The organism is Helcobacillus massiliensis, from assembly GCF_033106145.1.
Lineage (GTDB): Bacteria > Actinomycetota > Actinomycetes > Actinomycetales > Dermabacteraceae > Helcobacillus > Helcobacillus massiliensis.
Genome location: NZ_CP136959.1, coordinates 1,995,550 through 2,009,886, shown reverse-complemented (window position 1 = coordinate 2,009,886; position 14,337 = coordinate 1,995,550). Strand labels below are relative to the sequence as shown.

General features: G+C 69.1%; 11 protein-coding genes. 3 read left to right on the top strand and 8 right to left on the bottom strand.

The window, feature by feature from the left end:
- Positions 1-71 precede the first annotated feature (71 nt).
- The 4 genes from R3I40_RS09220 to R3I40_RS09205 form a co-directional block, all read right to left on the bottom strand.
- The gene (locus R3I40_RS09220; protein ID WP_285262299.1) at positions 72-1,622 is read right to left on the bottom strand and encodes an FGGY-family carbohydrate kinase; all 1,551 of its coding nucleotides are present in this window, start codon (positions 1,620-1,622) and stop codon (positions 72-74) included.
- Positions 1,623-1,705: 83 nt separating this feature from the next.
- Entirely contained in the window at positions 1,706-3,079 is a 1,374-nt protein-coding gene (locus R3I40_RS09215; protein ID WP_285262298.1) for an acyltransferase family protein, read from the bottom strand.
- Between the two features lie 165 nt (positions 3,080-3,244).
- A complete protein-coding gene (locus R3I40_RS09210; protein ID WP_285262297.1) occupies positions 3,245-4,195 on the bottom strand; it encodes an endonuclease/exonuclease/phosphatase family protein in 951 nt (316 codons plus the stop codon).
- Positions 4,196-4,339: 144 nt separating this feature from the next.
- Positions 4,340-5,791, bottom strand: coding sequence for a sugar porter family MFS transporter (locus R3I40_RS09205; protein ID WP_285262296.1), 1,452 nt, complete (start codon positions 5,789-5,791; stop codon positions 4,340-4,342).
- A 271-nt stretch (positions 5,792-6,062) separates the two neighbouring features.
- Here R3I40_RS09205 and R3I40_RS09200 point away from each other — a divergent pair, with 271 nt between their 5' ends.
- On the top strand, positions 6,063-6,725 hold the full coding sequence (locus tag R3I40_RS09200) for an Ltp family lipoprotein (protein WP_285262295.1): 663 nt from the start codon (positions 6,063-6,065) through the stop codon (positions 6,723-6,725).
- A 59-nt stretch (positions 6,726-6,784) separates the two neighbouring features.
- Here R3I40_RS09200 and R3I40_RS09195 read toward each other — a convergent pair whose 3' ends face one another.
- Positions 6,785-8,185 (bottom strand): family 4 glycosyl hydrolase, encoded by a 1,401-nt coding sequence (locus R3I40_RS09195; RefSeq protein WP_285262294.1) that lies wholly within the window; start codon positions 8,183-8,185, stop codon positions 6,785-6,787.
- Between the two features lie 181 nt (positions 8,186-8,366).
- Between R3I40_RS09195 and R3I40_RS09190 the strand changes: the two genes are divergently transcribed.
- Complete coding sequence (locus R3I40_RS09190; protein WP_285262293.1) at positions 8,367-9,557, top strand: carbohydrate kinase family protein; 1,191 nt, start codon at positions 8,367-8,369, stop codon at positions 9,555-9,557.
- 70 nt (positions 9,558-9,627) lie between these two features.
- Positions 9,628-10,596 (top strand): formate dehydrogenase accessory sulfurtransferase FdhD, encoded by a 969-nt coding sequence (gene fdhD, locus R3I40_RS09185; RefSeq protein WP_285262292.1) that lies wholly within the window; start codon positions 9,628-9,630, stop codon positions 10,594-10,596.
- A gap of 60 nt (positions 10,597-10,656) precedes the next feature.
- On the opposite strand, the gene R3I40_RS09180 is transcribed toward fdhD, so the two are convergent.
- The 3 genes from R3I40_RS09180 to R3I40_RS09170 form a co-directional block, all read right to left on the bottom strand.
- Positions 10,657-11,115 carry a ribose-5-phosphate isomerase gene (locus R3I40_RS09180; RefSeq protein ID WP_183376875.1) on the bottom strand — a complete coding sequence of 153 codons (459 nt, stop codon included), beginning with the start codon at positions 11,113-11,115 and terminating at the stop codon, positions 10,657-10,659.
- Between the two features lie 70 nt (positions 11,116-11,185).
- Positions 11,186-12,898, bottom strand: a complete 1,713-nt coding sequence (locus R3I40_RS09175; RefSeq protein ID WP_285262291.1) for a dihydroxyacetone kinase family protein — start codon at positions 12,896-12,898, stop codon at positions 11,186-11,188.
- 39 nt (positions 12,899-12,937) lie between these two features.
- The gene (locus R3I40_RS09170; protein WP_183376879.1) at positions 12,938-14,308 is read right to left on the bottom strand and encodes an MFS transporter; all 1,371 of its coding nucleotides are present in this window, start codon (positions 14,306-14,308) and stop codon (positions 12,938-12,940) included.
- Positions 14,309-14,337 lie beyond the last annotated feature (29 nt).

The following is a 14,337-nucleotide window of genomic DNA, read 5'->3' as shown; positions in this document are numbered from 1 at the left end:
GCTGCGGCTGAGCGGGCCCGTCGGCCGGCGCCGGGGCTGAGTGGCCCTGCCGGGCCGACGGGTGCTGCCCGTCAGCGGTCGCTGAGCGCCTGCAGCGCGGCGAGGCTGTGCTGGATGACCTCGGTGGAGCGGTGCAGTTCGAGGTACAGCTCGTACATCTGCGAATAGTGCCGGTGCGCCCCGGGGTTCGGTTCCTCGATGCGGGCCGGCGGGTTCCAGTCCTCGATCCTCGGCGGCGCCACCGGGGCGTTCGGGGAGTCGGCGAGCATCTGCACGGCGAGGAACGCCGCGCCGTAGGACGCGCCGATCGTGGTGGTGGGGATGACCTGGGTGAGGCCGGTGACGTCGGAGACGATCTGGGTCCACAGGCCGCCCTGCGTGCCGCCGCCCGCCGCCACGACCCGCGTCACCTCGATCCCGGCCTCCCGCAGCGCCTCCAGGTTGTGCCGGACCGCGAACGCGGTGGCTTCGAGGACAGCGCGGTACACGTCGCCGCGGGTGTGGGACACGGTCAGCCCGGCGAGCACGCCGCGCGCCTCCGGGTCCTGGATGGGGGTGCGCTCCCCAGCGAAGTACGGCAGCAGCAGGAGGCCGTGGGCACCGGGCGGTGACGCTTCGGCTTCGGCGATCAGCTGCGCCCAGTCGGCCCGGTCCTCGCCGGTGCTGACGAGGTCGCGCAGCCAGTTCGTGATGGCCCCGGAGGTGGCCATACCGCCCGCGAGGCTCCACGTGTCGCAGAACGCCCCGGCGGTGCCCCACATCGTCTCCGACCGCATCGGACGGTCGGCAGTGGCGATGAGGAAGAACGTGGTGCCGTACATGAGGAAGAGGTCGCCCGGGTGGTGCCCGCCCACGCTGACGGCTTCGGTCCAGGCGTCGATGCTGCCGGCGATCACAGGAGTGCCCTCCCGCAGGCCCGGAACCTGCTCGGCGGCTGCCGCGGTGACCTCACCGGCCCTTTCTCCGGCCCACAGCAGGCGCGGCTGCTCGATGCCGGGCGCGACCTGGTCCCAGTGCTCGTTGCTCCACTGCTGGTCGTCGGCGCGGTACAGCGGTGTTGCCTGGCTGGCGCTGTGGTGGTCCAGGACGTACGCGCCGGTGAGGCGGTGTGCGAGGAAGGAGGCGGCCATGAACAGTCGGGAGGAGCGTTCGAACACGTCGGGTTCGTTGTCCCGCACCCACTGGATCTTCGGGCCGGCGGCCTGGCTGGAGAGGCGGCTGCCGCCGAGGCGGAGGATCTCGTCGCTGCCGAACCGGTCGTTCAGCGCGGCGATCTGGTCGGTGGAGCGGGTGTCCACGCCGTAGAGGATCGCGGGGCGGGTCGGGGCGCCGTTGGCGTCCGCGAGAACAGTGCAGGGCCCCATGCCGGAGACTCCGACGGCGAGCACGTCATCCGCCTGGGGGTCGATGAGTTCGGCGGCGATGTCCCGCAGCTCCTGCCACCAGGTCTCCGCGTCCATCTCGACGTGCCCGGGGGCGGGCCGCTGCACCTCGTGCTCGCGGACGGCCTGGGCGATGATCTCACCGGTCGGGGTGACGAGGACGCCCTTGGTGCTGCTGGTGCCGATGTCGATGCCGAACACCACCGGGGCTGTGCGGGAGACAGCGGGGGAGCGCGTCATCAGGTCACCTTTCGTCGGGGGGCAGGGCAGTGGGCCGGTGGGTGCCCAGTCTGGCGCAGGTCGCGGCCGCGCCGCCAGTGCGGTCAGCGGCGGCCGCGGCCCCAGTCGATGATGCCGCAGCCGGCGATGCCGATGATCGGCAGCGCCGCCCACCACCAGGCGAGGGCGCCGAGGCCGTGCCCGGTGGTGGTGACCATGCCGACGGATGCCAGCACGGCCAGGCCCGCCACCGTCAGCACTGCTGCCAGGATCGGCTGCCACACCGGTGGTGATGGCCGCTCGTCCGCGGGGACAGTCTCGAACCTGCCCATCACGGCGACGAACAGCAGTGTCACACCGATCAGGGTGAGGCACCAGAGGGGACGGCTCGCCCACCAGGGGCCGCTGAGCGGCTCGGGCAGCAGCACCCGCAGTGCCGGGAAGCGGCCAGCGAGGGCGAGCAGGAGGTGGGCGGTGCCGACCATCGCCGTCAGGTGCCACAGGAACCACGACATGATCCGCATGTTCACCACCACGGCGGCCATCCACAGCCGCGGCCGCGTCATCAGCTGCGCGAGCGGCTTCTCGAGCAGGAGCACGAGCCCCGCCTGCAGCAGGCCGAGGAACGCCATGGTGACGCGGGTGGGGTTGGAGTTGGAGATCGCGTCCCCGCCCGCGGTGATCATCGAGACCGGGTAGGGGCCGAGGCCCACGAGCACCGCGAGACCGGCGGCGCCGATGGTCGCGAGCAGGACCCGTCGGCCCGCACCGGTGAGGCGGCCGTCCAGCCAGGCGAAGCCGATCTGGTGGAACGCCGCCCACACCAGCAGGTAGTTCGCGAAGCCCACCACCGGCAGCTGCAGGGCGATGGAGGCGAAGTCGACCGCACCGGCGAGGGCGATGCCGATGAGCACGGACCACCAGCCGATGCGCTCCCACACCACCAGCAGCGGCGGCGCCACCATGATCACCAGCAGGTAGGAGGCGAGGAACCAGGTGGGGATCAGCGCCATCTGCGAGGCGAGGCGCACCGTTTCCGCATCGGCGCCGGCGGCGAGCGCGACCGCGCAGATCACCAGCCACGTGATGAGGACGGGGACGAGGGGGATGCCGAGCCGCCGCAGACGGGCACGCAGCCAGGACACATACGTGGTGTCCTTGCGCCGCGCGGAGCGCCACGACAGGGCGTTGGAGTAGCCGCCCACGAGGAAGAAGATCGGCATCACCTGGAACACCCAGGTCAGCGGGTGGGTCCAGCGGGCACCGTCGAGCACCCCGTGGGGCTGGAGACCGCCGTCGGCATCCACCGCGATGATCGTCCAGTGCCCCAGCACCACCACCGTGATCGCGAGGGCGCGCAGCAGGTCCACCACGCGGTTGCGGTTCGCGGGGGTGGCGGCGTCGATCTTCTCGGCGCGGGTCAGGCGCGCGGGTGCGGGCTCGGAGGCGGACGCGGGGGAGGGGGTCGGCGGGGTCATGGATCCACTCTAGGAGCCGAGCGGGGCCGACGGGGCCGACGGGGCCGGATGTGGGCGAGTGCGGGTGGGCAGAAGCGGTCCGTTCCACCCGCCCGCACCCGATGTGCACGCTGCGAGCGCTTGCGCATGCGCCCGAGGAGCGCTCGGGCGCGGGTGCAGCGAGGGTCAGGCGCGCGGCAGCTCCACGAGGGCCTGCACCGGCACGTGGTCCGACGGCCAGCGGCCGTCCTTCGCACGGCTCGTGTTGATGGCGGCCGCGCGCACAGTGATGTCGGGTGTGGCGAGGACCCAGTCGATGCGGGGGCCGCCGTCCACGGGTTCCTTGTAGTTCGGGAAGGTGCCGTAGGCGGGGGTGAGCTGCTGCTGGGCGGTGAGCCAGGTGTCCTCGGTGGGGCCGTCGGTCACGAGGGTGGTGTAGGCGCCGGAGTCCTCAGCGTGGGAGTTGAAGTCGCCGGTGACGAGGGTGGGCAGGCCGTCGAGCTGGCCGCCCTGGAACAGGTCGATCATCGCCTGGGCGCTCTTGATGCGCGCCGTTTCGCTCTCGTGGTCGAAGTGCGTGTTGATCATGGCGAACTCCGCGCCGGTGGCGAGATCGCGCAAGCGGGCGTGCACCACAATGCGGGTGACGGTGTTGCCCCAGGTGGCGGAGCCGATCACGGTCGGGGTGTCGGACAGCCAGAACTGGTCCCAGGCGAGCACCTCAAGGCGGGAGGAGTCGTAGAAGATCGCCGAGTACTCGTCCTTGGAGCCGCCCTTGCGGCCGTAGCCGATCATGCGGTGCCGCGGCAGCGCCTCCTCCACGGCGGACAGCTGACCGTACTTCGCCTCCTGCACACCGAGGATGGTTGGCTGTTCGCGCTTCAGCAGTTCGATCAGGGCGGGCCGGCGGTCCGGCCAGTGGTCGGCCTCGCCCGGCTTCGTGTCATTCGCGCGCTCGAGACGGACGTTGAACGTCATCACGTGCAGCTGGTGCTTCTTCCCGCGGCCGATGAGGGCGCGGCCGCGCGCCGGTGCGGGTGCGGCGAGGGCGCCCGTCGTGGCGGCGGCACCGAACGCGGTGGCGGCAGCGGTTCCAACGCCGACGATCATGGAGCGTCGGGCGAGAGGCTGGGACATGAGGGGACTCCTTCGGGAATCGGGGGAGGGACCCATCCACTCTCCAGCACCCGTCGGCCCCGCCCGTGGCTGTGTCAGGAGGTGTTCCACCAGCCGTCACCCGGCCGTGGGGCGGCCGCAAACTCGTGCCCGGAAACGCCCGGTTCAGTGCGTGGGCTGCGTCACCGGGGAGCCGGGATAGATCGTCTGCTCCACCACCCCGATCGCCACGTCTTCGAGGGAGCGGCCGCGGGTGTCCGGCAGGTTCTTCAGCAGTACGATCGCGGCGATCGCGTTGATGACGGCGAAGCCGGCGAACAGGGTGGTGAGGCCGACGGCGGAAAGCAGCGTGGGGAAGGTGAGAGCGATCAGGCCGTTGGTGAGCCAGCCGCAGAGCGCGGAGATCCCCATGCCGAAGGCGCGCACCCGCAGCGGGAACGCTTCGGACAGCCACACCCAGGTGATGACGTTGAGGAACGTCTGCATCGACCCGACGAACAGGACGATCAGGCCGAGCATGATGAACGGCCGCGCCGGATTGTCCTCGGCGAGGACGGAGGAGAACACGGCGATGAGGGTGTGGCTGACGGCAACGAGCGTGTATCCGGTGACGAAGGTGGTGCGGCGGGAGATCTTCTCCATCATCCACAGGGCGATGAACGCCCCGATCACGCCGATGATGCCGGGGCCGAGGTTCGCCACCAGCGCCGCCTGCTCACCGAACCCGGATTCGGTGAGGATGATCTGCCCGTAGTAGAGGACGGAGTTGATGCCGGTGAGCTGCTGGAAGGACGCCACACCGATGCCGACCAGCAGGATCCGCCAGAACCACGGCCGGCGGAGGACGGTCCGGGTGGTGATGCGGCGGGCATCGGCGCGTTCGCGCTCGAGGGTGGCGCGGATGTCCGCTGCTTCGGCGTGTGCGCGCTCGCGGGGGCGGATGGTTTCCAGGACGCGGACAGCGTCGTCGTCGCGTCCGCGGCTGATCAGCCAGCGCGGGGACTCCGGCATCCGCAGCATGCCCAGGAACAGGACGATTGCGGGGACGGCGGCGACGGCGAGCATCACCCGCCACACCCAGTCGAGGTGCCCGAGGGCGGTGCCGAGGGCGGCGTTGACGGCGAATGCGGCGAGCTGACCGAGCACGATCATCAGTTCGTTGCGGCCGGAGTAGGAGCTGCGGACTTCGTACGGGGCCATTTCCGCGAGGAACACGGGTACCACGGTGGAGGCGCCGCCGACGGCGAGGCCGAGGATGATGCGGCCGGCGAGGAGGACTGCGAGGCCGGGCGCGGCGGAGCAGGTGAGGGCGCCCGCGATCAGGAGCACTGCCAGACCCAGGATGGTGGTACGGCGGCCGACGGCGTCGGAGATCCGCCCGCCCAGGAATGCTCCGGCAGCCGCTCCGAACACGAGGGAGGAGGTGACGGCGCCCTCGGTGACCGCGGTCAGGCCGAGTTCCTCGCTGAGGGGGAGGAGGGCACCGTTGATGACGCCGGTGTCGTAGCCGAAGAGGAGGCCGCCGAATGTGGCGACGAGGGCGACGAGGCCGAGCCGCTTTTCGTGCGGGCCGGACGTCAGGGGTGGAAGGCGGCGCGCGGAAGCGCTGGAGGACATCGCGGAGGGACTCCTTGAACCGTGAGGGCCGCGCACTCGCCCTCCATTGGGTCAGGTGCGCTGACGGGACAACGGATCAAGGGTAGTCGGTGGGGCGGGCGCGGCCGGTGGTCGAGGCCGACGGGTGCTACTGGCCGACGGGGTCACGCGTTTTGAAGCCGTCCGTCCTCATCGTCCACAAAACGTGGTCGAAACAGCAGTTTCGTGGACGTATAATCGTGGAGAGGCGCGGAACGCCTCTCCCTTTCCTTTTTTACGCAGGAGCGCGCCAATGAGCCACCCCGTTAGCCCTTCGCAGCCCCCTGTCCCACCCGGGCAGCCGAGCGGAGCATTTGTTCCGGCAGAGCAGCCGAAGAAGAGTAAGCTTCCCCTGATCCTTGGCGGCAGTTGCTGTGGGATCCTGCTGTTTGGTGGCTTGATCGCCGGGTGTTCGGCACTTGTGTTCGGCGGCGGGAGCCCGGCGGAAAGCCCCTCGACGACACAGTCGGCCGCCCCGGAGGCTTCGGCGACACCGGAAGAGGCGAAGCCTGCCGAGAAGGAGACCAGCTCTGCTGCGCCTTCTCAGCCAGAAAAGAAGGCCGAGTCTAAGCCGGCAGAAAAGCCCGCCGAGAAGAAGCAGGATGACGTTCCTGTTGAGCATAGGAACGCACTGAGGAGCGCCCAGAACTATCTCGACGTCATGCCGATGTCGAAGCAGGCGCTGTTCGACCAGCTGACGTCGGAGCATGCCGACAAATTCTCGAAGGAAGCGGCTCAGTACGCGATCGACAACATCGACGCTGACTGGAAGGAGAACGCCGCGAAGGAGGCGAAGATCTACCAGGACGAACTCGCCATGTCCCGGGACGCGATCTACGAACTGCTCGTCTCCGAATACGACGGCAAGTACACCCCCGAAGAGGCGAAGTACGGAGTCGATCAGCTCGACAAGTGACGAAGTGAGGCACGGAGGGCCGCGGATAATGCCGCGGCCCTCCGGCGTTTACGGCGGGATCAGTCCTCCGTCAGGATCTTCCGCAGCACCGCGTGCTCCGCGAGGTAGCCGTCGAGCAGCTTCCGGCCCAGCTGCGGGGACTCAATCAGCGGGTGCTCACTGAACCCCAGCCACGCATCTCGCTTCGACCCGGTCAGCGCAGCACGCATAATGCGGCGCTCCGCCGCGCGTTGCCGCGCCATCAACCCCAGTTGGTCCAGCGCCACGGGTGAGCGGAGCGGCTCCGGATGCACCCCCGAGCCATCCACCACGCACGGCACCTCCAGCACCACATCGTCCGGCAGCTGCGGCACCAGGCGCTCGTCGGACCCCGTCGGCGCGTTCCCGACATCGAGGATCATCCGCTCCGGCCGGTTCCGCGCAATCGCCGCCATCAGCCGCAGCGCCACTTCCTGGTAGCCGCCGCCGGCCACGTCCTCCTCGCGGCGCTCCTCACCCTCGTCACGGGCCTCAGCCATATAGGTCGCCTCTCGCTCCCGCAGGGCCGACGCCCACACCTCCGCGGCGCGCTCCGCCCCCGCATGGCCGCTGTTTCCGGCCTGCGCCGCGGCCTCCGCTGTGCGGTAGAACTCGCCCTGCTGTTCCAGGAGGAACTCTCCGCGCGTCGCCGGGGCCTCCGTGATCGACCGGACCGCGTCCTCATGGAACAGGTAGTAGAACAGGTACTCGTTCGGCAGAACCTGATGCGCCCGCACCCAGTCGAAGCCAACCGTGCGAGCCTCCTCGATCTCATCGAGCAGGTCATCGCGCTCCAGAATCGCGGGCAGAACATCGCGCCCGCCCACCTCCAGGCCTCGCAGCCATCCCAGATGGTTCAGCCCCACATAGTCGATCGCGCCGACGCCCTGCGCGGCACCCGTCGGCCCCCCCAGGCCCGCGGCCTCGGCCACCCGCTGCACCCGTCGGACCAGACCGATCGGGGTATCGCAGATCCCCACCACGCGGTCCCCGAGCACGCCGCGCATCGCCTCCGTGACGATGCCGGCCGGGTTCGTGAAGTTGATCGTCCACGCGCCCGGCGCCAGCTCAGCGATCCGCTCAGCGATATGCCTCATCACCGGGATAGTGCGCAGCGCGTAGGAGAGGCCGCCCGCGCCGATCGTCTCCTGCCCCAGCAGGCCGAGGTTCAGCGCCACGCGCTCATCGACGATGCGGCCCGCCGCGCCGCCCACGCGGATGGCGGCGAACACGAAATCCGCACCGTGAAGCGCCTCATCGAGGTCCGTGGTGGAGGTGAACGGCAGGGCCAGATCCAGGCCGCGCAGCACGGAGTCGATCACGCCGAGGCGGTCAGGAGAGGAGTCGAAGAGGACGAGCTCGGAGATGAGGTCATCCGCGGCGAGCGCCTGGTACACCAGCGGGACGCGGAAACCGCCGCCGCCGAGGATCGTGAGCTTCATAGGGCGTGGACCTCCCGGATCGGCCGCGGGCACCCCACGCACGGGCACCCCAGGGAACGCCATTCACGCTACCACCGGGGACCAGTATCAACGGGGGTGGGACAATGGCACGCACAGACCCCGCTCTGCGGCCCGCGCGGACGCACCGCCCCCGCACCCCGCCCCCACAGAGGAGGACATCGTGAACGACTCCACCCCCGCCCCGTCAGCGGACGGCCGCTGCGACACCTGCTGGAACTGGGACCCCCTCGCGTCTACCCGCAGCGCGGACGACCGCCCCCTGGACGTGATCCTGTCCGGCACCGTGTTCTACGACCTCGTGTTCTCCGGGCTGTCCCGGATGCCGAACCCGGGGGAGGAGCTGTGGAGCGAAGGCCTCGGCTCCAGCCCCGGCGGCATCGCCAACCTCGCCACCGCCGCCGCCCGCCTCGGACTGCGCACGGGCCTCGCCGCCGGTTTCGGCGACGACGCCATGGCCGACTGGATGTGGGACGTCCTCGCCGACCAGGAGGGCATCGACCTGTCCGCCTCGAAGCGGTTCGCGGACTTCCACAGCCCCATCACCGTCGCCATCTCCACCGATGACGACCGCGCCATGGTCACCCACGGCCACCACCTGCCCGAATCGCTCGACACCCAGATCCTCGCCGCCCCATCCGCCAAAGCCGCCCTCGTGGACCTCGCCGGGGAGCACCACTGGTGGGAGCAGCTCGCCGCGCGCGGAACGAAGGTGTGGGCGGACATCGGCTTCGACTCCACCGGCGCATGGGACGTGAAGGACCTCGACCCCCTGGAGCACTGCTACGCGTTCACACCGAACTCCGTGGAGGCGATGGCGTACACCCGGACCGAGTCCCCGTCGGCCGCGGCGCGGGCACTGTCCGAGAAGGTGGGGCTCGCCATCGTCACCGACGGCGCCCGCGGCGTCTACGCCATCGACGGCCACACCGGGGAGGAGGCCTACTGCCCCGCCCTGTCCGTCCCGGCGGTGGACCCGACGGGCGCCGGCGACGTGTTCGCCGCCGCGAGCGTCCTCGGCGACCTCGCCGGCTGGCCGCTCATGCAGCGCCTCCGCTTCGCGTCCCTCTGCTCCGGAATCGCGGTCCAGCGGCACGGTGGGGCGCTCGCGGCACCCGGCTGGGCGGACCTCACCGACTGGTGGCGCACGCTCGCCGAATCCTCCGCCGACGGGGACCTGGAAGCGGCCTATGTCGCCGAGAAGTTCGCGTTCCTCGACGGCCTCGTGCCGCGGCACGAGACGCGGGCGGTGCACCGGGCGGAGGCGACGTTCCGCACCCACCACCAGGTGTCGCCGTCGGGCGCGAACGAGGATTCGATGCCAACGGAGCGGATCCGCGTGGACCGCGACTGACTCTCAGCCCTCCGCAGAATCCCGGCCCGACCGGGCCCTGAGCGGCGCCGGCGCGGCTACCCTGGTGAGCATGGGACGCGTGACATCGAACCGCCGCATGATGACGGTGCGGCTGCGGGACGGCCAGCTCTACCACTCGGAGAAGCCGGACACGGTCGCGGTGGAAGAGCCCCTGGACATCCGCCTCAACGGCCAGAAGCTGTCCCTGACCATGCGCACCCCCGGGCACGATGTCGAGCTCATCCACGGCTTCCTCCACGCCGAGGGGTACATCCAGCACCGCGAGGACATCCTGGAAGCCCGCTACTGCGACGGCGCCGTGGTGGAGGACGAATCCGGTTTCGAGCGCAACACGTACAACGTCATGGACTTCACCACCGCACCGGGCGTGATGACGCGGGGTGGGCACGGCCCCGTCGGCCACCCCGACACCACTGCGGCCGGTGGGGGAGCGGACTCCCCGATGGGGGCCGACGGGCGCACCATCCTCCCCGTGGTGCAGAAGACCTTCATCACCTCCAGCGCCTGCGGCGTCTGCGGCTCCATCAGCATCGACGACGTGGTCCACAGGACCCGCTACTCCATCACCGACGACTTCACCGTGAAGCCCGCGGACCTGCTGCGCGCCCAGGCGCAGCTCTCCGACGGGCAGAAGGTCTTCCAGCGCACCGGCGGTGTCCACGCCGCTGCCCTCATCACCCCCGACGGCACCGCCGAAGTCCTCCGCGAGGACGTGGGGCGCCACAACGCGGTCGACAAGGTCATCGGCTGGTCCCTGCTGAACTCGCAGATGCCGATCCGCAACCGGGTGCTGCTGGTGTCCTCTCGGGCGTCGTTCGAGATCGTGCAGAAGGCCGCGATGGCCGGGATCTCGTTCGTGGCGTGCGTGTCCGCACCGTCCTCCCTCGCGATCGACACGGCCGAACGGTTCGGCATGACCCTCGCCGGGTTCGTCCGCGCCGGCCGCGACGAGGACAACGGCCGCTTCAACGTCTACACCGGTGCGCAGCGCATCGATCTGGAGGGGACTGCGAGCTGACGAAGAATGGGGACGGGGCACAGGTCCGCGCCTGTGCCCCGTCCCCAATGTCAGGTGAGATCAGGAGTTCTCATACTGGGTGATGGCGTCCACCTTCTCCGCCGACGCCGACGTCTCATCAAACGTGAGCTCGAGCCACTGGTTGACGAGTTCGCGAGCGAGCTCCAGGCCGATCACGCGCTGGCCCATCGTGAGCACCTGTGCATTGTTGGACAGGACAGAGCGCTGCACCGAGTAGACGTCATGAGCCGTCACGGCGCGCACTCCCTTCACCTTGTTCGCAGCGATCGCGACCCCCAGCCCGGTGCCGCAGAAGAGGAGCGCGCGATCCGCTTCTCCCGCAGCGACCTTCTCCGCAGCGGCAGTCGCAATGTTCGGGTAGAACGTGCCGTCGTCCGCAGAGTCCACGCCCACATCAATCACGCGGGCTACACGCGGATCCTTCTCCAGCTGGGCTTTGAGTGCGCTCTTGTAGTCAACCCCGGCGTTGTCTCCGCCGATGACGAGTGTCAGTGCCATGGTGGTCTCCTTTTCCTCGCGCCTGATACGCGAAATCGTTGATTGTGGGCTGCTGGTCCGAAGCCAGCTGTCAGTTCGAGCTGAGGAGGCTGCCGAGCAGAGCAGCCATCATCGAAAACGAAACGGCGCCCGGATCCGGGGTGCCGATCGACCGCTCGTTGAGGAAGCGGGCACGTCCCAGAGACGCCGTGATCGATGCCGTGGCCTCGGCCGCGGAGGCGGCGTCCTCCGCAGCCGCCGTGATGGCAGCCCCCGCCGGGGTCGGCTTCGCCTCGAGGGCCGATGCGAACGGCACCATGGCGTCCACCATCGTCTTGTCGCCGGGCTCAGCGCCGCCGAGCTCCCGCACCGCGGTCACACCAGCGAGAAGAGCCGGTGCGATCAACTCGTCCGTGATCGGTTCGGTGTCGGAGAACCGGCGCCCCGCAGCAGTGAGGAAAGCTCCCCACAAGGCGCCGGATGTGCCTCCACCATCAGCCGACCACCGAGCTCCTGCCTGCACGAGAACGGTTCGCGCGCCGGCACCCTGTTCCCGCGCTCGCCGAGCACCGGCTGCTGCGGCTCGAATGCCGATCACCATGCCGCTGCCGTGGTCGCCGTCGCCGGCGATCGCATCCATGCGGCCGAGCTCCTCCTCCTTGTCCTCCAGCAGGTCCTGGAGCGCGTCGAGCACGTCGACGACACGGCCAGCGCTCGCCCGGGAGTCCTCCGATGCCTCAGGGATCACTTGCTCTCCGACCTGGAAGACCTCCTCACGCGCTTCGCCCAGGGGGCCCTCGACTGCGCCGCCGCGACGGAGAGCCGGAGTGTCGACGGGATCCAGCCACAGCTGCTCCAGCTCGTCGTCCAGATGCATCAGGGTGAGGGAGAGCCCGGCCATGTCCAGGCTGGTGACATGCTCGCCGACCTCCGGGCGAACCACATCGAAGCCCCGCTCGGCCAGCAGTTCGCTGACGAAGCGCCACAGAACGAACAGTTCCTCGTACTTCACTCGGCCGAGGCCGTTCAGCAGAACCGCGACGCGCTTTCGGCCGTCGCCCCCCTCAGGCATTTCCTTGGTCGCTCCGTCGACGAGGATGCGGGCAAGGGTCTTCGCATCGGGGCGTTCGATCTCGTCGATGCCCGGTTCTCCGTGGATGCCGAGACCGATCGCCATGCGTCCCTCTGGAACATGGAACAGTGCATCGGCCGCGCCGGGAAGGGTGCATCCATCGAATGCAACGCCCAGGGAGCGTGTTGCGTCGTTCGCCTTGGTGGCGATCCGCTCCGCTTCGTCGATATCGGCGCCGCGCTGGATCGCTGCGCCGACCGCCTTGAACACCACCAGGTCACCGGCGATGCCCCGCCGGTCACGATGATTCTCCGGCGAGTTGGAGGCAATGTCATCCGACACCTTCACAATGCGGACGTCGATGCCTTCGGCGCGCAGCTGCTCCGCAGCCACACCGAAGTGGAGGACGTCGCCCGCGTAGTTGCCGAAACCGAGGATGACTCCTCCGCCGTTCTCAGCATTCTTCGCGACTGAGAACACCTGCTCGCTGGAAGGCGAGGCAAAGATGTTGCCGCACGGCGCACCGTGGCCGAGGCCCGGCCCCACCCAGCCTGCAAACGCCGGATAGTGTCCGCTTCCACCACCGATCACCAGGGCCGGCTGGCCCTTCGGGGTCTGATGGCGGCGGACGACACCGCCATGGACCTGGAGAAGTTCGGCGGGATGGGCAGCGACCAGACCGGTCACTGCGTCCAGGGGAAACTCTTTGGGTTCTTGAACGACGTAGGTCAACGGATGGCCTCCTTGAAGGCGAGCAGATGGAAGAACGAATCAGGAGAGTTGCTGGCGGGCCGCGATCGGATCCTCACCGGCCGCCTCAGCCTCCGCTTCAGCAGCGAACTCGGCATCGCGGCGGGCGATGGCGGCTTCCTGATCAACACCGAGGAAGTACGTCATGACGAACGATGCGCAATACAGCAGGACGAACGCCCACACAACTCCGACATTGCCTCCGAAGGGGAGGACTACGGCGACAACGGCAGCGCCGAGGAACGTGGCTCCGCCCGCAGCAGTGGTGTACAGCGCCATCGCCGCACCGGTGTGCTCCGGTGCCTGAGCCGGCATGATGGCGCCGAGCGGCACGAAGCCGGCGAGCATGATGCCGAAAAGGCAGCTGGCCAGGACCGAGAGGACGTAGCCGCTGGTGGTACCGGGCTCCACCATGTGCGGGACGTACCACCAGGCCAGCAGGCCGATCGCCGAGCCGAGCACACCGAACCAACGGACAGTCTTCACCCAGCCGAAACGGTCGCCCACCCACCCGAAGAAGGCGTTGAACAGAACGTTGGACCCGAACGCGATGGAGGTCATGAGCAGCCAGCGGGACTGCCCCCATCCGAGCTGGTCGGCGATCACGTTCGGCAGGATGATCAGCATGCCGAACTGCGGGGCGGTGTTGATGATCCGGACCCAGAAGGACAGGAACACCGGGCGGTCATGGAACGCGAGGGAGATCCCGGAGAACAGAACCTTGGCCGCGCCTGTGCCCTCCGGAGCCAGACGCATGTCTCCATGCGGTTCGCGCACGCCCCAATAGGCGAGCGCAAAGCCTGCCAGCACGACGAAGGTGGAGGCGAACATGGTCCAGGTCTCGCCGGCGTAGCCGCCGCCGAACGACGGGATCATCAGGATCGCCACCAGCGAACCGATCGTGGGCATGCCGCCGGTGAACATCACGTAGAACCACCCCACAGCGGCGCCGTTGCGGCGCTTGTCCACCACCGCGTTGATCCACACGAGGAACGCGAATGCGAAGAGGGGGAAGCCGAACCCGCGGAAGAAGTAGGTCAGGAACGTCAGCGCCCCAGATGCGAGGTGCAGACTGCCCAGGAACCCGAGTTCGAACACCACCCAGATCACGGTGCCGAGCAGCATGACCCGGCGAGGCCCCCACAGATCCGCGAGAACACCCGCCAGGTAGGAGCCGACCAGGGTGGCCAGGCTGTACGAAGTGACGATGGCGGCGGCCAGCTCGATGTGGCTGCGATTGCCGAATGCTTCAGCGATATGAGGGGAGACGAAGCTGGTCTCGATGCCGTTGCCGGTCATGAAGATCAGGACGCCCAGGAAGCCGAGGGCGAGGACGCGGGGGATCCCCACTCGGTCCAGGAAGGTCTCCTGGTGGACTGGTGTTGCGGTCATGAGGGAGCTTTCTGTCGACGTGTCAGAAG

What these genes read in the sequence shown, in the direction of transcription:
- R3I40_RS09220 (WP_285262299.1), bottom strand. Translation starts at nt 1,622, where the DNA reads ATGACGCGCTCCCCCGCTGTCTCCCGCACAGCCCCGGTGGTGTTCGGC.
- R3I40_RS09215 (WP_285262298.1), bottom strand. Translation starts at nt 3,079, where the DNA reads ATGACCCCGCCGACCCCCTCCCCCGCGTCCGCCTCCGAGCCCGCACCC.
- R3I40_RS09210 (WP_285262297.1), bottom strand. Translation starts at nt 4,195, where the DNA reads ATGTCCCAGCCTCTCGCCCGACGCTCCATGATCGTCGGCGTTGGAACC.
- R3I40_RS09205 (WP_285262296.1), bottom strand. Translation starts at nt 5,791, where the DNA reads ATGTCCTCCAGCGCTTCCGCGCGCCGCCTTCCACCCCTGACGTCCGGC.
- R3I40_RS09200 (WP_285262295.1), top strand. Translation starts at nt 6,063, where the DNA reads ATGAGCCACCCCGTTAGCCCTTCGCAGCCCCCTGTCCCACCCGGGCAG.
- R3I40_RS09195 (WP_285262294.1), bottom strand. Translation starts at nt 8,185, where the DNA reads ATGAAGCTCACGATCCTCGGCGGCGGCGGTTTCCGCGTCCCGCTGGTG.
- fdhD (WP_285262292.1), top strand. Translation starts at nt 9,628, where the DNA reads ATGGGACGCGTGACATCGAACCGCCGCATGATGACGGTGCGGCTGCGG.
- R3I40_RS09180 (WP_183376875.1), bottom strand. Translation starts at nt 11,115, where the DNA reads ATGGCACTGACACTCGTCATCGGCGGAGACAACGCCGGGGTTGACTAC.
- R3I40_RS09170 (WP_183376879.1), bottom strand. Translation starts at nt 14,308, where the DNA reads ATGACCGCAACACCAGTCCACCAGGAGACCTTCCTGGACCGAGTGGGG.